General features: G+C 59.9%; 17 protein-coding genes. 2 read left to right on the plus strand and 15 right to left on the minus strand.

Features of this window, described 5'->3' with window-relative positions; genetic code table 11:
• Positions 1-11 precede the first annotated feature (11 nt).
• The 15 genes from NK8_RS37535 to NK8_RS37605 all read right to left on the minus strand — a co-directional run bounded on the left by NK8_RS37535 (position 12) and on the right by NK8_RS37605 (position 14,648).
• Positions 12-1,730, minus strand: a complete 1,719-nt coding sequence (locus NK8_RS37535; protein ID WP_213234050.1) for a GspE/PulE family protein — start codon at positions 1,728-1,730, stop codon at positions 12-14.
• A gap of 723 nt (positions 1,731-2,453) precedes the next feature.
• Positions 2,454-3,014, minus strand: coding sequence for a hypothetical protein (locus tag NK8_RS37540; RefSeq protein WP_213233640.1), 561 nt, complete (start codon positions 3,012-3,014; stop codon positions 2,454-2,456).
• Positions 3,015-3,048: 34 nt separating this feature from the next.
• A complete protein-coding gene (locus NK8_RS37545) occupies positions 3,049-4,329 on the minus strand; it encodes a type 4b pilus protein PilO2 (protein WP_213233641.1) in 1,281 nt (426 codons plus the stop codon).
• Between the two features lie 19 nt (positions 4,330-4,348).
• Positions 4,349-5,977, minus strand: a complete 1,629-nt coding sequence (locus NK8_RS37550; protein ID WP_213233642.1) for a type II secretory pathway protein — start codon at positions 5,975-5,977, stop codon at positions 4,349-4,351.
• A 5-nt stretch (positions 5,978-5,982) separates the two neighbouring features.
• A complete protein-coding gene (locus tag NK8_RS37555; RefSeq protein WP_225936582.1) occupies positions 5,983-6,642 on the minus strand; it encodes a toxin co-regulated pilus biosynthesis Q family protein in 660 nt (219 codons plus the stop codon).
• A 5-nt stretch (positions 6,643-6,647) separates the two neighbouring features.
• On the minus strand, positions 6,648-7,070 hold the full coding sequence (locus NK8_RS37560) for a lytic transglycosylase domain-containing protein (protein WP_213233643.1): 423 nt from the start codon (positions 7,068-7,070) through the stop codon (positions 6,648-6,650).
• The gene (locus tag NK8_RS37565) at positions 7,067-8,326 is read right to left on the minus strand and encodes a hypothetical protein (RefSeq protein WP_213233644.1); all 1,260 of its coding nucleotides are present in this window, start codon (positions 8,324-8,326) and stop codon (positions 7,067-7,069) included. Before NK8_RS37565 ends, NK8_RS37560 begins: the two co-directional genes overlap by 4 nt.
• The gene (locus NK8_RS37570) at positions 8,323-9,123 is read right to left on the minus strand and encodes a transglycosylase SLT domain-containing protein (RefSeq protein ID WP_213233645.1); all 801 of its coding nucleotides are present in this window, start codon (positions 9,121-9,123) and stop codon (positions 8,323-8,325) included. The genes NK8_RS37565 and NK8_RS37570 overlap by 4 nt, the downstream gene beginning before the upstream one ends.
• On the minus strand, positions 9,116-10,366 hold the full coding sequence (locus NK8_RS37575) for a TrbI/VirB10 family protein (protein WP_213233646.1): 1,251 nt from the start codon (positions 10,364-10,366) through the stop codon (positions 9,116-9,118). The genes NK8_RS37570 and NK8_RS37575 overlap by 8 nt, the downstream gene beginning before the upstream one ends.
• A 2-nt stretch (positions 10,367-10,368) precedes the next feature.
• Positions 10,369-11,241, minus strand: coding sequence for a TrbG/VirB9 family P-type conjugative transfer protein (locus NK8_RS37580; RefSeq protein ID WP_213233647.1), 873 nt, complete (start codon positions 11,239-11,241; stop codon positions 10,369-10,371).
• 2 nt (positions 11,242-11,243) lie between these two features.
• Positions 11,244-11,948 (minus strand): type IV secretion system protein, encoded by a 705-nt coding sequence (locus tag NK8_RS37585; protein ID WP_213233648.1) that lies wholly within the window; start codon positions 11,946-11,948, stop codon positions 11,244-11,246.
• Positions 11,949-12,269: 321 nt separating this feature from the next.
• The gene (locus tag NK8_RS37590) at positions 12,270-12,728 is read right to left on the minus strand and encodes a hypothetical protein (RefSeq protein ID WP_213233649.1); all 459 of its coding nucleotides are present in this window, start codon (positions 12,726-12,728) and stop codon (positions 12,270-12,272) included.
• A gap of 168 nt (positions 12,729-12,896) precedes the next feature.
• Positions 12,897-13,085 (minus strand): hypothetical protein, encoded by a 189-nt coding sequence (locus NK8_RS37595; protein ID WP_213233650.1) that lies wholly within the window; start codon positions 13,083-13,085, stop codon positions 12,897-12,899.
• A 61-nt stretch (positions 13,086-13,146) separates the two neighbouring features.
• Positions 13,147-13,545: a hypothetical protein gene (locus tag NK8_RS37600; protein ID WP_213233651.1), complete on the minus strand. Its 399-nt coding sequence runs from the start codon at positions 13,543-13,545 to the stop codon at positions 13,147-13,149.
• Between the two features lie 212 nt (positions 13,546-13,757).
• Positions 13,758-14,648, minus strand: a complete 891-nt coding sequence (locus tag NK8_RS37605; protein ID WP_213233652.1) for a hypothetical protein — start codon at positions 14,646-14,648, stop codon at positions 13,758-13,760.
• A gap of 568 nt (positions 14,649-15,216) precedes the next feature.
• Between NK8_RS37605 and NK8_RS37610 the strand changes: the two genes are divergently transcribed.
• Positions 15,217-16,452: a ParA family protein gene (locus NK8_RS37610; protein WP_082800757.1), complete on the plus strand. Its 1,236-nt coding sequence runs from the start codon at positions 15,217-15,219 to the stop codon at positions 16,450-16,452.
• Positions 16,449-17,522, plus strand: coding sequence for a ParB/RepB/Spo0J family partition protein (locus tag NK8_RS37615; RefSeq protein ID WP_213233653.1), 1,074 nt, complete (start codon positions 16,449-16,451; stop codon positions 17,520-17,522). Before NK8_RS37610 ends, NK8_RS37615 begins: the two co-directional genes overlap by 4 nt.
• Positions 17,523-17,763 lie beyond the last annotated feature (241 nt).

The following is a 17,763-nucleotide window of genomic DNA, read 5'->3' on the forward strand; positions in this document are numbered from 1 at the left end:
GAGAACTGGGTTTAGACCATCAAGCCATCGACGCCCGACATCACGCGGTACTGCGCGAACGACTGCATCGAGCGATTGATGAATTGTGGATCAATCAAACCGCGCGAAGCCTTGAAAAGAGCATGTTCATATAGCGTCTTTCCAGTCATATCAGCGTTATCGAACCCGGTACGACGCGCCCCGCGCCAAACTGCGCGCGCACCGGCCCAATCGCGCTCGGCAACACGCTCAAGAAATTCCGGGGTCGGGCGATACAACTCGGCCGCCAACGAGGGGCGCTTGGTGCCACCCGCCACCTTCCCGTTGCGCGTGAAAAGCCCTTTGAGTCGGCAGTGCCCGCAGCCATCGTAGTTGCGGCATGCCATCCGCGAGGTGTCGAGGCCGAACTTCGTGCGCAGCAGTTCAAGGTCAGCCTTCGGCATGACGTCCTCCGCCGGCAGCTTGCAGTGCTCGCAAAGCGTCGGAATCAGCTTCTGATTGCCGACTGCATTGATGAACCCCTCGGAAGCGAGCTCGTCGATCGGCAGTTGCAGCCGCCCGCCTGCCATACGCATCACGGCGGCGATGATGTCGCCGGCGTGCAGCGAGAATCGCACCGGGTGACCGGTCAGCGCCAGTTCCGCTACCAAGCCCATCACGACGCGGTCGCGCACTTCGCCGATGGTCAAATCGTCCGGGTCCTGCCGCATCAGCGTTCGGATGACTTCCGCGTACTTTCGGTTCGCTTCATCGTCAGTCTCGTCCGGGCGGCGGATGATCGAGTAGTCCGACAGCCACGGCATCGGATATTCGGACGGCTCGTTCACTGCGAACTGCTTCTTGAGTTCCCGATCCGGCAGCATGTATGAGAGCGCGCGCAGCGTTGTCGTCTTGCCGGAACCGGTCTCGCCGGTGAGCGCCGTGATGCCGCCGCTCACATAGTTGAGCGTTTCGATCAGCTCAAGCTGGCTCTTCTCCAGGCCCATGTCTTTGGGCAGCAGCACCGAATAGTTCTTGAAGTTGCCGTCGAGCAGACGCAGCGTGACGTCATAGCCGCCAACGAGCGGGGATGACTGCCAGCGCAAGTTTACCGTGTCCGTCTTGACGACCAGCGGAATCATCGCCGACTGCGGCGCGCTCGGCTGAAAGCTGTTTCCCGAGTTCGTGTTGCGCTGAACGAGATCGCTGTACGCGGCGAACAGCGCGCGACGCACAATCGCCTTGGGCATGCGGCTGAACGTGTACATATCACCGTTCACGCGAAAACGGACTTCGACCTCGTTGTGAAACTCACGTGGCTCAAAATGGATGTCACTCGCGCCGTATGCGTGTGCGGCCTCAACGATGTCCCGGAAATTGCCGATCGCCCGGCTCGCTTCGCGGACAGTAGAGTTCGCGGAAGCAGCGGCCTTCCCCGAATAGATCGCGGCGATTACGGCATCGGTCGCGATCATTTCCTCGCGCACGAGTATGTCGTTCGCGCCCAGATCCTTGATGAAGGTTGCGTACTGTGCCTTCTCTGCGAATCGTGCGGTGGCCACCGTGATCGCCACGCCCGGTTGCAGTTCAACCGCGACGAACTCTTTGCGGGCGGCTGCGGGAATGCGCAACGCGGCGTCGTCATCCGCTACGGTCAGAATGCGCTTGAAGTCAGGAAGAGAATCGCGCGACACGAGTTCCGGCAGCCCGGAAGACAATCCACCGCGCTCGGGCTGATCTTCGTCTTCCGCTGGCTGTTCCTGCTCTGCCATCGTGGGCGCAGACATCGACTTTTTCTCGGCCGAGGCGATGGGCCGCTGAGGCGCGACATCCGCTTGCTTCTCGAACGCAAGCGGGCTCGCGTTCGCACCAGACGCGCCGCGCGTGTCGGAAGGCGCATCGTCCGCGGCGACAGCATCGTGCGCAAGGTTTGCCGCCGGCGCGCCCATCGGCTGGTGGTGTTCAGGCTGCGGCGCGTAGCTGAATTGGGCAGCGGCCGCGACAGATTCGGCTGTCGAGGCCGCGCCATTCAGTTGCACGCCGTGCTCCCTCGCCGCCATCGCCGCAGACATACTCGCGAAGGTGGGCCGTTCGAAGCTAGGCGGGACAAATGGACGAAACGCCACGTCATCGTCGGCCGCATGCACCGGAGGTTCGGATCTCTCAGGCACCGCCTGCGCCGGCGAGTGCCAATCATCGCCAACCTCTGTGCTCTCGGCGTCCTCAATTTCGCCCCCCGACAGCGCGCGACCGAGAAACGTGACTTGGGGATTCACCGCGCGCGTGCTCACCGGCGACGCTTGCTCGGTTGCGGTTTCGGCCAATATTTCCCGCCGTTTGCGTTTTCCCGCAACCGGCTCACCGGCCGCGAACTTCGGTTCCGCACCCGTGCCGGGCTCAATGAAGCTCGAGCGCGGTGCGCGAAACCGCTTCAGGAAGCCACCACGCGGAGCGTCGGGCGTGCCCTGCTCTTCTTGTGCGAAAAGACCCATTTCTTATTTCCCAAACGGTACGAAGGTGGAAGCCGTCGACGCGATACCGCCCGGAGGAAGCGGCGATGACAGATCAGTGATCGCCCTGACGGCTGGCGAATCCGGAATCGCGGCGGGCGCGTCAGAGGGCGCAGCGATGGTCTCTGTCCAGTGGCGCTTGCCGTCGACAAGACTGACGGTGAAGCCGTCGATGGAGGCGACGGTCCAACCGTTGAGCAAGCGGCTACCGCTGCGCGCGGTATAAGTCGTGCCTTGATAGTCATACAGCACGTAGGAGCCCGACATGTCGGAATACGCGCCAACGAAGGTTGCTGGAATGACGCGCTTTACCGGGACACTGGGCTTGTGCTCAAACTTGGGCGCGGCTGGTGGGGCCGCCGTCACGGCAGCAGGCGTCGCGCCGAGCGGCGAAGCAAGGCCAACGCCGTTGCCCGGTGCTGCTGCCCCGCCTTGGCCACCTTGCGGACCCCGCATCGAGTCGACGAGCTTTGCGCGCGCGAGCTTGTCAATGTCGTCCAGCGTGAGATGACTTTCCTGCGAAACCGCCGCGCCGGCGACGAACATGAGCGCACCGAAGCAGGCGGCCCGTGCTGGCCACTTAGTTGAGAACATAGTATTTACCCTTCGCAGTGAAATGCACCCCGGTACCGTCCTCTTTCAGCTCTACGTCGAGGGTGTCCAGTGCCATGTTGTCGGGCAGGCGCGCGAGCAGCGCGCTCTGCCACTTGTATCCGTCGATCTGCCACGTGCCGCGCTGCACGAGCGGGCCCTGCACTTCGCCCGCCGTCGGTTGTCGCGCAATGAGACGCTCGGCGGGCTTGATATCAACGACGTAGCCGTGGCTATCGAGCGTGTCCGGCTTGGTGGAAAGCTTTTGCGGATCGGTCTGCAAGGTCTTGATGAGAGCCTGCTGAGTCGGCCACGTCGCTTGTTGGGCGAGCGCGACCCGTTCAGCGACGGTTACTTCAGGACCCCGCGCGGTCAGATGCCAACCGTCCGGGTTAAAGACGACCGGTCGCAACGACTCCGGCGCGCGTGCGTCGAATTCCTTGAACGTGCCGCCCTGCCGCTTGTAGGTTGCGATGCAGGGGCCCGAGATCGTGCAGGACGCTTTCTGAAACTGCCATCCCGCAACGTTGGTTTCTTGCGCGCCAAAGCTAGCGAGCAGCTTTGGTGCAAGCTGATTGGCAAGTGGAGCAGGCGCGGCCAGCGTGCGCATGACAGCCGACTGGTATTCCTGCATGAACGTCGGCGGGGGTGCCGGCGGCGGAGGCGGCGGGTTGAGCATCTCAATCAACTGCTTGCCGCCGAAGAACACGGCAGCGAGGATGACGAGCAACGGCACCGTCGTGGGCACCGCCACCGGGACCTTCTTGATCAGCCCGACTTTGCGCGCAACGAGCAGCTCGCGAAGGTCAAACGTCTCATCTACCGCGTGGAGTTGCGCGCCGTAACCCAGGGTCGCCAGTTCGAGCCCTGCCTTGGCGCACCCGTCCTCGATCTCGTCTCGACGATCCGCAAGCGCATTAAGTGCTACTTCCTGATCGAGCGAGACAGCGCCGCGCTGCACGAGCACCACATGCACGCGCTCATCGTTCTGGATGAGAACGAGTACCGCCGGGCGCCGTCGGACGCGCTCCAGCGACGCAATACGAGCAGCGGCTGAGTACAGCTTGCCGCCCTTGCGCTGCGAAGGCTCCAGTTCGCAGAACCCGACGATGGTCTCGTCATTCGCCTTGTATTCGGTGTAGTGCGTCGCACCGGACTCCTCGACGTAGTGCCGGCGTTCGGCGCGGGCGCCCTTGGCGGAATAAGCGCGCCAATCCAGCCCGAATACGAGCCTGGCGCCCTTTTCTCCCGGTATGGATTCGAAGTGCATGGGGATCGCTACCTCGCGCTCACATCGACGGGACGACGGTCGCCGTCAGCATGATCACCTGGAACGTGCGGCCCTTATTCCATGCGCCCGAGAGACCACCAATGCCATTGTTGCTGTTACCGTCATAGCGATTGCTCACAGCGCCATACAGCACAACGGTCTGTCCATCGGACAGCGCGATGGTCTGGTCGTCCTTGTTGCCGAGGATGTCAGGCAACTGAATCTGCTGCAGCGTGGCGCCCGAACCCGTGCTGATGGTCGTGAACGGACCGTTCAGCTTCGAGCTATCGCTCCAGTACGACAGGATGATTTGATTGTGGTCGTTGACCGACGGCAGGATGTTCACGAAGTCACCGACCGTGACGGATCCCGGCTGAAGACCCGGTACGCCCGAGCTACTACCGGCGATCGAGCCAACGCTCGGCGTGGTGGCTGCCAAATACCCTTTCGTCTCGAATGTTCCGATGGACACCGGCAGGCCGTTCAACGTCAGCTTCGTCTGGGTGTTGTCCTGTACCGTCTTTCCGAAGGCGTTGAGGCCGCTGATGATCGCGTTGGTGCCTTCCATCGGCGAGCCGGGCTTCAAGACCGACAGGCCGACAGTGCCGCCAATCGCTGTTGCCAACGAGGTAGGCGAAGCCACCGTGATCGAATAGCGCTTCAGTCCGTCCGAGATGCGATTGAAAACGATGTCGGCGCTGACGCCCGCTTGCGACGAATTGCTCAGATCCACCTGCAGCGTGCGGACGCGCAGCGCGACCTGACGCGTCGAAATTGCGTTCTCGCGCGCGAGCAGCGCGCCCATGCGATCGACGGCTTCCTTAGTGTCGCGAACCATCACCAAGCGGCTCTGCGGATTGACGACCACTTCTCCGAGCGGCGACTTCAGCTTTTCAAGTTCCGACTGGATGATCGCAATCTGGTCAAACGTGCCATCGCGTCCGGTCGACGTGATCGACGAGAAAGACCCGGTATTGCCCGACGTGCCGCCCGTGGTACCACCGGACGCCTGGTTACCGGTCGACGTATCCGTGCCCTTCGACATCGTCGACTTGATGGACACCTTGCCCGGGATCGCCGCGATCGTGAACGTCTTGGTGACGAACCGGCTGATGGAAATGGTGCTGCCATCGAATGTCCAGTCGAGGCCGAGGTTTTCGGTCACGCCGCGCAGATATTCGCCAACCTTGCAGTTACACGCCTGCGCATAGACCGGCTCGACATTCGACTTGGCCAACGCTTGCGGCTGCATCGGGGCACTCTGGCCGTTCCCGCCGTTGGTCTTCGGAATCAGCGCATCGCGCGGAATGAAGGCGTCCGGGCTCAGATGCACCGGATAACCGGTAGCGGTTGAGATAAGCGTGGCGATCTTCGACAGCGGAAGATTGCCGGGGAAGACAACCGATTTCTCGCGGAAGATCGCGGGCAATGTGGCTTCATACGCGACTGGCACCAACCGGTCGCCGAGGAACGCGGTCGGGACTGCCTCAACAAGCGACATCGACTCGGGGCCGTTGCCCATCGCGCGCGTGGCTTCCGCGTTGGTTGCATCGTAGGCGTGGTTCACGTCGGATTGCGATACCGCGCAGCCGGTCAGCGATGCAGCCACAAGAATGGCAATGGCAGATTTGATTTTCGTGAGGCGCATGGCGATTACTCTTGGCAGTTGGCTGCGCGTGCGACGACGCGGATCACGTTATTGGTGTGCTTGCAAACCCGCGTGGGCGTGCGCATGTGGTTGGTCGCCTGCATCACTTGCGTGAGCACCGACTTGAAGTCGCCCGAGAACGTCGCGTTGAACTCAAGCGGCAAGTCGTCGTCGATCTTCCAGGCGAGCTGCCAGCCCTGCTGCTGCAGCCAGCGATCGAGCGCATTGCGCAGGTTGATGTCCTGCGGCGTGATCGAGAAAGACAGAACGCTACTAGGCACCGTTGCGCCACCTTGCGACGGCACGACGACCGGGGCGACGTCCATCGAGCCAACCCGCGACGGCGCGGCAGCGCCCGGAAGTGCAACCGGCGCGGGACCACCGACATCGGCCTTGGGGGCGGCCGGAGAGGCAGGCGAAGCGGGAGCGACCGAGGCAGAACGAACGCCAGGAGCAACCGGCGACACCATCGCAACTTGAGCCACAGGGGCTTTAGCGGAAGGTGCCGAGAGGAGTTGCCAGCCGTCACCGGGCGGCGGTGCGAGGCGCGATTGATCAGGCTCGGCTGCCGCAAGACCCGGCACAGTCGTGAGTGCGAGACACGCGAACAAGTGAGCCACCATGCGCGCGGTGCGATGCGTTTGAAGAGAAAAAGTAGGCGTCATGTTGGTCAGTTCGCGCGTTGCAGGCGGCGGTAAATGTTGTTGGCGTAGATGAGCTGCTTGTTCGACGAGACTGCGTTGTAGGCACCGACCGCTTTCCACGTCGGACCGAACTGCTTGATGTTCGAAGCCAGGATCCATGTCCCCACATAAGCGTTCACGCAGGCGTCGAACAGGTGTTGCCGAGTGATGCCGAAGCGACCCAGTTTTGGAAGCCAGGACGAGTTGATTTGCATCAAGCCAATGTCCTCGCTTCCATCGGTATTGCGATTCGTCACATACGGGCGCATTCCGGACTCTTGCTGTGCGACCGCACGTACCACTTGAACGCTGACGCGGTGGTAGCGCGCGGCATCGTCAAGACAATCGGCATACGCATGGAACGAGACGGTTGCAATGAGCAGCGTCGAGACTTGAAGCAATCGGCTCATGACGCGGGCCGATCGAAAAACCGCACATCGTGCTTGCGCAGCACGTTCACGACGTTCCCGTCTGCGTTGACGATGAACTGTTCGGCGGTGCCGTTGAACTTGTAATAGCGGCCGTTCTGCTCGCCCGAGCCCATGTGCGCCACGTCAGCGACCGTCACCTTGCCGACGGTGTCGGCGAACTTGAAGAACGTCGAGCCGTTTTCATCAAACACGCTTTGCAGCGCGGCCTTGTTCGCGGCGTCGAACTCATAGACGGTTCCCGCGACGCGGGCGACTTCGACCTTGTCTGCGTCGTTGGAGATCGTGAAGCGCTCGGCGCGGTTGAACGTCATCACGCCAGTCGCGTCATCCCACTTCGGGCGCAGCGACTTACCGTCTTGACCGGTTACCTTCAGCTCCGCAGCGGGCTTCACCGAGAACTTGATTTGGATATGGCTGTCGTCACCATCGCGGATCGCAAGTGCACCAAACTTTGCCGCCAGCACGGACCCGGATGCGGCCGTAGCGTCGGCATCGACCTTCTTCGCGATGTCTGCGATGGGGTCTGCCCCGGAGGGTGCGCCCGACGCGGCCGGTGCTATAGCAGCGACCTGCGACACCGGCGCGACATAGTTGACAGCCACCGACTGCGGAGCCGAGCGGCGAAGTGTTACGTGGTGAGAGTTGAAATCGACGTCGGCGTACAGGTCGGACGCGGTCACGAGCCGATCAAGCGTCTGCATCCAGTTCTCGCCATCGCGCGTGCCGAAGCTCGTCGAAGCCGTCAGATCGATGTCTTTCTGTGCGGACCCCGTCCAACCCTGCGGCACCAGTGCTTTGACCAATTGCGCGAGCGGCAGCGTGGTGTTCAGAGGCCGAGTACTTTCAAGGCTGCTGCGCGGCCCGATGAGCGCAAGGCGGCCGGAGAAGCCAGAAAAGCCGGACGGAGTGTCGCTGTGCGCCTTGTCGCCAATGAAGCGATTGGCCTTTTTCCAGTAAGCCGTGGCGCTCGAGCCGCCCGCCGAGTAACGGATCACCTCGGGCGTACCCGGCACAACGATGTATGGGCCTTGGCTATGTCCACCGTCCACGCGCAGCGACTGGCCGGCGCGCGGCTGGAAATACGTGTCACTGCCATCATTGAAGACCAGTGCGGGACGCTCTAGCACATTGCCCGCGATCTCGTAGTCGAAGTCGAGCGGGTCTGTACCGGCGGCCGCCGCGTTCAGCGTGACCGCGGCGAGCGCGAGAGTAAGAAGAGAGAGCGTGTGCTTCATAGGCCGCGTTCGATTTGAGAAAGATGCTTCACGAAGCGCGCGAGGTATTCGCGGCCCGGGGCGGGATTAGCACTGTGGTAATACGCGACGGCCTTTACCGCGGAGTGCGTGAGGCGGTAGTTCTCGTTGAGGATGTCTTCTGCGACGCGGATGTTGGTCGCTGGTGCAAGGGCATCCCAGGCACTCGCGAAGCGCTTGCCGTGGTATCCCCAGTTCACTTGCATTAGGCCAATATCGAAGTTCGATCGGCCGTTGCTGATCAGATAGCGGACCGCGCGATACGCGTCCTCTCGGGTGCGAAAGAAGAAACCGCGACCCGCGACATTCAACGTCCACGGCCATGCACGACCGTTGTATGCGGACTCATTGAGCGCGATGCCAGCGAGAATCTTGGGATCGACCGAGGTGTGCATCGCGTCGAACGGCGCCTGCGCGGATGCGCACGACCAGCCCCCTCGGCGCTCGGTGATGCTCGCTTGGGCGTCATCGGTAAGCGTCGCGGGGCGCAACCAGCCCGCCTTTACAAAGAGGCTCTCGAAGCTGATAGGCGAGCCGTCGATGTTGATCGCAACACCGCCAGTCGTGGCCTCGACCGTTTGGCCCTCAAATCGGTTTGCCCACGCCAGAAACGGCTTGAGTCCACATGCGTAGACGGGTTCGCCGGGCAGCTCGACGAGCGCGCGTTTCGTGCCGTCATCGACCACGATGCGCGTCGGGCTGATGATCGAATCGATGGTCGCCGCGTGTGCGCAGAGCGCCAATGCAGACAGGCAGGCAGCCGCCCATGCCTTAGTCATGGTATGGCTCCATGACGATGTCCTGCGTCACTTGCACCAGGAACTTCTGGCCCGGTTCGACGGTAATGGTCGGCGGGATATTCTGGTTGCGCTGCATGACGGTCTGGGCCGTCGCTGCCGCGACCTGCCCCGCCGTGTCACCATAAGTAGTGACGCCGTTCGGCGTCGCGGTCGTCGCCGTCTGAGAGCTGCTGTCGAACGCCTTCAGCAGAATCGCCGTAATGAAGCCCGCGCCGAAGATCTTCAGGAAGTGGTTGTTCACATCGCCCGAGAACCCGGCGTAGCCGTTCTGGTCCGCACCCTGCATGCCGTTGAGCGGCACGCTCTTGCCGTTGGGCAGACGCAGACTCGTCGAAGCGACCAGCAAGCGCTCTTGGCCAACTTTGACGTCCGCGCTGTACATGCCATTGATGAACGCGCCCTTCGGGATCATCAAGCAGTCGCCGCCCAAGCTGTCGTACACATCCTCATCGACCATCAACGCCACGCGACCCGGCTTGTCCGAGTTCAGCCCCTCCACCGTCTTGACGTGGATGACGTGCGGCGGCGTCAACGTGCAACCCGTCGACCGGCCATTGAAGGTTGTCCGTTCGATGCCGCCGCGCGAATCCGCATCGCGCAGGAAGGCGCGGTCGCGATCTTCGGGTGCTTGGCCCTGCTTCGCCAAGGCAATCGCCATCGCATCGGGGGTGTTGGCTCCCGCAGCGTTACGGGCAGCTCGTACCTCGTCCAACGAAGGGACGCCAGCGGGCAGTACGCCGGTCGCCGAGTTCGCCGAACGCGACGCGCCTGCCTGCTTGAAAATCGAGGACGTGTAGATCGCGTCTTGCGCCGCTTGGCGGGAAAGCTCGCGCGTGTCCGTGCTCGAACCTTTGACTTCCTCCTGGAAGTCCGCACCGGTTAGCATCGGCTTGACGGCGGGCTTCGGAGTCGCTGCTTCAGACGCTGCACGCGCGGCAGCCTCCGACGCCGCTGCGTCGCGCTGCTGACGGATCATCTGGTCGATGTCGTTGTTGTTCGCGGCAGTGGGCGCTTCCGTACTCGATTTAAGCGCGGTCGCCTTCTTAATGCGCGCGTCTTCGTCTGCCTTGTTCGTCGCCTGCAGTTGATAGTAAAAGCCGAGGCCTCCGATGACGACCGCAGCCAGAATGCCGATGCTCATGATCGCATTGCGGGGCGTCTTGCCTTTGACGAGTGCTTCTTGCTCCGCGCTGGGTGTAGCCGAGTCCGGTTTTTTCGCCACGATCACAACACCCCGAACAAGCGGCGGCGGCCGCGCGTCACCGTGACCTCGTCCTTGCCGGAACGCAGAACGATCTCATCGGCCAGACGCTGAAGGACAAGGAAGTCTCCCCGGCGAATGAAGTTTGCGACGACACGATCGCCGTGGTTGAGAATGAATGGGACCGGCCACTCCTGAGCCTTGGCAGGCATGCGCATCCAGACCGCACGTCCGTCGTCGAAGACGGTTTCCGGCGTGAACTCAGCGCGGCCTTCGACGCTGTAGTCCCAGTTCAGCTTGTCAGGCGCAACACCGATGCTTCCTGAGTCCGCACCACCGCGACCGCCTGTCGCCGTCGCGTCGTCGCGTGCGCTGACGCGGGCCATCGGCGCGCGCGGGTATTGGAAGCGCACGGTCTGATAGAACATCCCGCCCGCCGGCGACGCGATAAGCGTGAAGTCGTACTCGCGCAAATTCGTCGTCAGATGCAGCGTGTTGACTAGATCGGCCTTGTGCGGCTTGATGAACACGTGGTTCATCTTGTCGTCGTCGATCTCCCACTGGACGCTGTCGCCCATCGCGGGGTCAGCAATCAGCTTCTCGCCCTTCTCCAGTTCGATCGTCGTCAGCTTGAGCGGTGCGGTCAGCACGCGGTAGATCTGGTCGCGGCTGTACGGGAAGACGCCGATGCGCGCATCGCCCGGCATAGTCAAAGGATCAGCGCCGCCGTTGAACGGATTGATCGGGCTCATCGGGTCGCCTGCGACCATCGCGGCATTGAACGCCGAGTCGTTCGTGGCTTTCTTGGCCGCAGCCGGTTGGGTAAGGAACGCTGCGCACGCAGCGAGAACGCACATGCCGATGACCGGCCGTTTGTTGAGAATGGTTGCGGTCATGCTTATGCGGTCCGCTCAAGGCGGAAGAACGGAATGAAGATGCCGAAGGGGTTTGTCGTCAACGCCTGCTCAGCAGTCGGCGCGACGATTTGATAGCGCAACGTGAGTGCGTACGATTTCACGTCCGGCTTGCCGGTCGCGCCAGCCTGCGAGGTGGTCGTTGTAAATTCGACGAGCACGGTCGAGTCTTCGAGCAGCGCGATGTTGCGCACGTCGACTTCGCGGATCAGTTTCGGGTTTGCCGTGATCTGCTGGAACGGTGTGTCGGCCTTCAGCCAATCGCGGAACTGACCGGCTGCCGCGCCGATCATCTGCGCCTTGACCGAGTTGATGTTGGCGGTCATGCGCGAAGTTTCGAGCCGGTCCGAAAGCACCGGCTCAATCGTGAACCAGCGAATCGCCATGTCTTTGACCGTCGTGCGCACAGCTTGCGAGTCTGGCTTGTAGGCGACAAGCTCGGTTACGATCGGATGGCCGCCGGTATCCGCAGACACGCCTACAACGCGAGTAACCGAAGGCGGAGGTTGCCGCGTCCATACCGCGCCGACGGCGATCACGGCAAGGCCGAACGAGATCAGCATCCAGCGGTTAGCTTCGAGCTTAAGCTTCGTGCTTGTCTCAAAGATGACTTGGCTCGGATCTTCCTCCGCGTACATGCCAGGAGCCGTAGACAGCGCGGCCCGACGCTTGTTCTTGAAAAGACGCATGGCAACCCTTTATTAATGGTCACCATTGAAACAGCACGAGCGTCCTCCATTTTTCCGAAAGGAGGCCAATTTCGCACGCCATTTCCATGGTCTGGCGCACACTTGACCTCAAGAGCGTGAGCGACCAGCGCGCAAATCGCACTGGACGCAACATTTCATAATACGAAAAGTTAGCCGACTAAGGGGGGTGTGAATATCCGGATCGCTTTGTAACAAGACTTTTTTGCTTTAGAATCAGGGAATTAACGAAATGTCCACCCGCAGTGGGACGCTCTCCGGAGAGCGTCACTCTTCGTCCATGGACCCGTTTGAGGCCTTGTCTTAGCGAGCCAGAACCTCCCGTGCCCGGGCATGTGTCCAAGGCGGTTGAGGCAAAACACCACCGTTTTGGTCAGCGTCACGGCGTGCGGCCGGCGCGACGGCAGGCATCCGGTGCTCGAGTATTACCGAAATTAACTCGCGCATTTGGCAAAACAGGCTAGAACTCCTACGCCCAGCGGCGTCGATCCTCACCACGCCGTACTCCTCGACGGACCAGACGTCTCCATTAGCCCCGGCAAAGGACTTCCCTGCCAAGGCCCGCACCCGTTCCGTCTCCAGTTCCTCTTTTGCTCGCTCATTCCTCTTGTGGGCGGCCGCCTCCTCATCAGCGTTCATCCGGGTGGCAAGGAACGAATAATCAATCGGCCGATGCAACAGCGCTTGTAGGTAGGCGAACGCATTCGACACCTTAAGTGATTGCAGCTGTTTTTGGGCGTGTTTTACGACGTCTGAGAGCAAGTGTCCGCGCTCCCGCGCCCGCTTCATCAACGCGCAGACTCCAAACGGAGTTAGCAGCCGTCCCCCTACTAGCCAGCGAAAGTCGGCCGGCAATGAGACAGGCTTTTCAATTTTTACGTGTCCTGAATCGCCCTGTTGTCTCTTTGAAAGATTATTTGGGTTCGCTGTTTACGTATCGCAGCGGTGCGCATCGGCTTCACGGCGGTCCGCCTGTTTTGGTTGCTTCCGGCCTCTCTGCGCGCGGGAGACCGCGAACTGACTATCCAAACTGTGTGAACCGATCCTGCTGATGGTGGTCATCGAGGCCTGTGCGTCGCGAACAATGATGCCTGCGCCCTTCTCGATACGCGGTCGCATGATTGATCCGCATTCAGATGCGATTGTCGTTCCGCATTGAAAACGCCAAAGGGTCGGCGATTCACCGCCGTGAAAATCGGCGCGAAGAAGTGGCTACGCGCAAAAATGCGGAAACGGAGTGCGCGCCGTACTGATTGATGCAAAAAACCCCACAGAAGAGGCAGCTCAGATTGACGTCGGCGGCCATCGAGTTAGTGATCGTCGCGCGGGTGAAGAAGAACGGCGTGGGGAAACTGTGCAGCGTTGGCCTATGCCCCCGAAAGGCTGGAGAAAGCCTGACACCTGCCTGAAGGTCGAGTTTGACGTCGAGGAACAGGGTTTTACGCAGGGTGGACGTCGAAGAATTGCCGTGGCAGTCGAAGCGGGCGAGTGGGGGTGCGATGAATCCGCCGATCTGCGACTCACCTCCTGCAGCAAACGATGCTTGTTCGGTCCTTGCTGCGCGAGGCGATGCTTGCAACGAACCAGCGGACGTTTAGTTTTGCAAGTCAACCGAAGTTGCCTTGGTTACTCTGCGTAAGCACGATCTTCGAAGCTGCAGTTGCACGTGCTGTACTGGGTTGCACACGCGGTATCTTGCGACTTTACCCGCTCACATATCTCTTTTCGGGAACCCGGCCGCCTTGTTAAGAGGCGAAATTTACAGCATGTCGGTTTTTCGAGTCATGCCGGCTATCGTTGCCTTCGAACGGAAACGGTTCCGACGTTGCGTTTGAACCGAACGTTCATGACCGCCACCTGAACGAGCGCTGCGATCTCGCTGGCACCCGCCAGTAGCTCTTCGGCCTCGTCGAGCTTGACCTTGAATTCCAGGACCATTGCACCGTGGTCTCGGCGTACCGCCAGTTCCACTCCCTGTTCGGGCCGTACCTGAAGCAGATTCGCTACGATCTCATCAATTGTCCTTCGACGAGGTGCGCTCAACATTTTGTTTGCCCGTGCAGCCATCTCCCGTTCGCCGATTGCCTTGCGAATCTTGACGAGCGTAGCACCGAGGTCGTACGTGATGCGCTTCAATTCGAAAAGTTGCAGCACCTCAGAAGGCAGCTTCGAGATCGCGATCGCCTTTGAAAGACGGGTCCGCTCCCACGTTGGGCACGCGGCCACAGCAGTTACCATCGACGTCCATCGCCCCTCCTCAATTCCTCGCTTGTACTCAGTAGCAAGTGCCAAAGGCGAGATCGGGGAGACGATTCTTTGGGGTCGGCGCACTTGTCTGTCGTCGAGACGATCGACGATTTCGGACCACGACAACCCGAGAGGGTCAATCGCCATTGCACGCTGACAAAGCACGTCGGGCCCGTGCTTCCGTGAAAGTAGGATCAAGTGGCGAGCCGTCTCGGGCCACACGCCAGCCGTTTCAAACAGCGCCAATATCGGCGTCGGCAGTTTCGAAACAGTGATGGCACGGCTCAATGCTCCGGCGGCCACTTTTGGCGTAAATCGCGCGAAGGCAGCAACCGCTTGCCGGCGCGTTTTCCACGAAGTGCCAAGGCCCGCCTGATAGAGTTCGGCCAAGGCAAGCGGGTCGCGAGATATGGGAGTTCCAGCTAGTGCAGTCATTCTTTCCTGTCCCGTTAATGCGACGATTATCTGATGTAACCGGTGCGCGCAAAGGGGCGAAAGGCGTCAATTTTACGCTTCATTTCACGGATTTTTTAGTCAGCCATTTCGTCATAACTCTGCCTGAAAGTTATCTTGCGCGACGGAATGGCACGACCAACGAACGTGTCAGATGCTTGCGTGCTGGGCGGAGAGAACCGACCTTCTGAGGCGGCGACGCTCCCGAACCGGGCCACGAGGCGCAGGGTGTTAAGTCGGATAGATTCGTCGTGCGCAAGTCGTCGGCAGCGCGAATCGCTGTTCGCTCCTTTTTGGAGCGTCGACGTACTCACGGCGTTGCCCGCGTGGTGCGCCGGTCACTCTTCACGCGGAGCGCGCAATCGCGATCGCCCTGCGTACGCGAAAGACTTAAAGTTCTTTCGAATAACTGACGCACACTCCCGCTCCAGCGAGCTTCTCCAGTAAATGTAAACTTGCGACGCCGCTCGTTTCCCACTATGCTGTCGGAAATTCAACACCTATCGTTTTTTTCTCATCCGAGTGTTGAATACCACAATGGGAGCAGTAGATGACCACGGCCGCTCGGGCACGCCCTGATAAGACCTCGCCGACGATGCAACTTCAAGTCAAGCACGCGCCTAGGCGGATTCCGCTGGCCGGGATCAAGGACATTGCTCAGAGCGCCAGCGACATGCTGGTTGATGTTCGGGAGAGCATGCTCGCTCCGCATCCTCGGAAAAATCCGCCGGTGTTTACTACTGCTCAAGTTGGTGACCTTTGCCGCGTCGATCGACAGCGTATGCATTATCTGGCTCGTACCGAGACAGATCTTCCTCAAGGCACTCTGCGCCATAGCCGCAGTCGCGAGTTTACACTTGAGGAAACAAGAGTTTGGATCAACCGAATTGCCCCTTTTGCCAAACGTCCCGTCGGCGTGAAAGCGAAAACCATCGCCATTGGAAATTTCAAGGGCGGCGTTAGTAAAACGACCACCGCAATGACGTTGGCTCAAGGCCTGACGCTTTTCGGCCGGCGAGTACTTCTCGTTGACCTTGACCCACAAGCGTCGCTTTCTGCCCTGCACGGAATACTAGCGGACAGCGAGGTTGCAGATGAGCATACCGTTCTTCCTTTGATTTACGGCGAGACAGACAGTCTTGAGTACGCGGTGCAGTCAACGTACTGGGATGGTATCGACTTGATCCCGGCGAGTGCTGCGTTATTTGGAGCAGAATTCTTCCTGCCGTTCAAACAGTCGAAGGAAAAGAACTTCCAATTCTGGAATGTTTTGAATAGTGGTCTGAAGTCGCTTCTTGACAAGTACGACGTTGTCATCATCGATACGCCCCCTGCCCTCTCCTATCTAACTATCAATGCTTTCATGGCTGCCGACGGCCTGATTGTGCCGACGCCCCCCAGCGCACTCGACTACGCATCATCAACGCAGTTTTGGAGTCTGTTCTCGGATTTGTCGCAAAGCATGCAGGAAGTAGCGCCGCAACTCGACAAGAGCTTCGACTTCATCAATGTGCTACTTGCAAAAGTAGACCAAAGCCAAGCAGCAACACCAATTGTTCGAGATTGGATCAACAAAACTTACGAAAGTCTGGTACTTCCTGTCGAGATACCTACGACTGCGGTAACTCAATCAGCGGCAGCGGAATTTGGCACGGTCTACGACATCTCAAAGTACCAAGGGAGTCTAAAAACGTACCAGCGAGCTAGGGAGGCATATGACCGTCTTGCTGAAATCGTGGACCAACAGATTGTCACGCTCTGGCTTGCTGAATCGGAGGCCAAATGAGTATCAAGGATCGGCTTGCAGCGAAGGCAGCGGGAATTGGCTCCAATCCCCGCTCACCGCGGCCTGAGCCAGAAATTCCGAGCAGACCGAAGACTGCCCCTGGACAGTTGATGGCTTCTCTTCCTCTCCTAGCCGAGAAAGAGAGGGAGCTTGAGGTGCTACGCACGCGAATAGAAGAGTTGGAAGCAGGTGCTACGGGTGCCTCCAGCGACGAAATTGCGCGTCTAAGAAAAGAGCTTGCCGATGCTCAACAATCTGGGGCGGCGATCGACATTCGTCTACTCGACTTGCACGAGGTGCCAGGAAGGCGACGACATATGCCGCCGGAGAAATATGCCGAGCTTCGGGAAAACTTGCGGCACAACAAGCTCATTCATCCAATTGTGGTTATTCCGCGGTCGGAGGGTGGGTTTGAAATTCTGTCAGGTCATCACCGGACAGACGCGTTGCGAGAACTGGGTCGCGAGTCTGTCCGATGTGTAGTTGTCGACGCGACTACAGAGGAAGCTGACGAAGGTGCGTTCTTTGCGAATCTAATGCAATCGGATCTTACCGACTATGAGAAGTATGTCGGGCTAAAGCGGTTTCAACAGAAGCACGCTAACTTGAAACAGGCAGAGATCGCCGGCCGAATTGGGATCAGTCAATCGTACGTGAGCCTCTTGCTTTCATACGATCGCCTACCCAATGCAGCGCGTACAGTTCTTGAAGCGAACGTGGGCATCGTAGGTGCCACCGCGGCGGCTGAACTTGCCAGTCTCTCCGAACTTGGAAAGAGCGAGCGTGTAGTGGAAGCCATTCTTCAAGTTTCCGTTGGAAAGCTGGACCAAGCGCAGGCAGTACGCTTTGCGAAAGATGGGGACAGAACAAAGGTTGCGAAGCCGTTAGCTACGACGTTCAAGGTGAAGGCGGGCAAAAGCACCTGGTGTGACGTTCGTCGCGCAAAGAACGTTATGCGGATTGAGTTCCAGTCCGAGGAAGTTGCCCAGTCGGTTCAAGAGGCCATCAAACGAACGCTGGAAGGTCTTGCAAGCGCCCCAACAAGCGATCTGCACGTTGAAAAAAGCTAACTCACTGATTTTTAGAGGTATGAGACTCTAATTGACTGGAGACTTAACAATGTAGTTTCAGCGACATCAAAACAAAAGCCCTCGGCGGGAACCGAGGGCTTTTGAAGGTATGGCTGCGAGAGCCTAACCGCACACTCACCGGCGGGAACCGGAAAGTGGTCACTACGCACAGACCTGAGTGTAGCGAAACGCGATCTGCAGTCAAGCAAATTCACTCCATTTTTTTAATGGACCGCTCGAC

The organism is Caballeronia sp. NK8, assembly GCF_018408855.1.
Taxonomy (GTDB): domain Bacteria; phylum Pseudomonadota; class Gammaproteobacteria; order Burkholderiales; family Burkholderiaceae; genus Caballeronia.

Bases quoted from the DNA above. Each gene is read 5' to 3' on its own strand.
- NK8_RS37535 (WP_213234050.1), bottom strand. From the start codon at position 1,730: ATGGCAGAGCAGGAACAGCCAGCGGAAGACGAAGATCAGCCCGAGCGC.
- NK8_RS37540 (WP_213233640.1), bottom strand. From the start codon at position 3,014: ATGTTCGTCGCCGGCGCGGCGGTTTCGCAGGAAAGTCATCTCACGCTG.
- NK8_RS37545 (WP_213233641.1), bottom strand. From the start codon at position 4,329: ATGCACTTCGAATCCATACCGGGAGAAAAGGGCGCCAGGCTCGTATTC.
- NK8_RS37550 (WP_213233642.1), bottom strand. From the start codon at position 5,977: ATGCGCCTCACGAAAATCAAATCTGCCATTGCCATTCTTGTGGCTGCA.
- NK8_RS37555 (WP_225936582.1), bottom strand. From the start codon at position 6,642: ATGACGCCTACTTTTTCTCTTCAAACGCATCGCACCGCGCGCATGGTG.
- NK8_RS37560 (WP_213233643.1), bottom strand. From the start codon at position 7,070: ATGAGCCGATTGCTTCAAGTCTCGACGCTGCTCATTGCAACCGTCTCG.
- NK8_RS37565 (WP_213233644.1), bottom strand. From the start codon at position 8,326: ATGAAGCACACGCTCTCTCTTCTTACTCTCGCGCTCGCCGCGGTCACG.
- NK8_RS37570 (WP_213233645.1), bottom strand. From the start codon at position 9,123: ATGACTAAGGCATGGGCGGCTGCCTGCCTGTCTGCATTGGCGCTCTGC.
- NK8_RS37580 (WP_213233647.1), bottom strand. From the start codon at position 11,241: ATGACCGCAACCATTCTCAACAAACGGCCGGTCATCGGCATGTGCGTT.
- NK8_RS37585 (WP_213233648.1), bottom strand. From the start codon at position 11,948: ATGCGTCTTTTCAAGAACAAGCGTCGGGCCGCGCTGTCTACGGCTCCT.
- NK8_RS37595 (WP_213233650.1), bottom strand. From the start codon at position 13,085: ATGCGACCGCGTATCGAGAAGGGCGCAGGCATCATTGTTCGCGACGCA.
- NK8_RS37605 (WP_213233652.1), bottom strand. From the start codon at position 14,648: ATGACTGCACTAGCTGGAACTCCCATATCTCGCGACCCGCTTGCCTTG.
- NK8_RS37610 (WP_082800757.1), top strand. From the start codon at position 15,217: ATGACCACGGCCGCTCGGGCACGCCCTGATAAGACCTCGCCGACGATG.
- NK8_RS37615 (WP_213233653.1), top strand. From the start codon at position 16,449: ATGAGTATCAAGGATCGGCTTGCAGCGAAGGCAGCGGGAATTGGCTCC.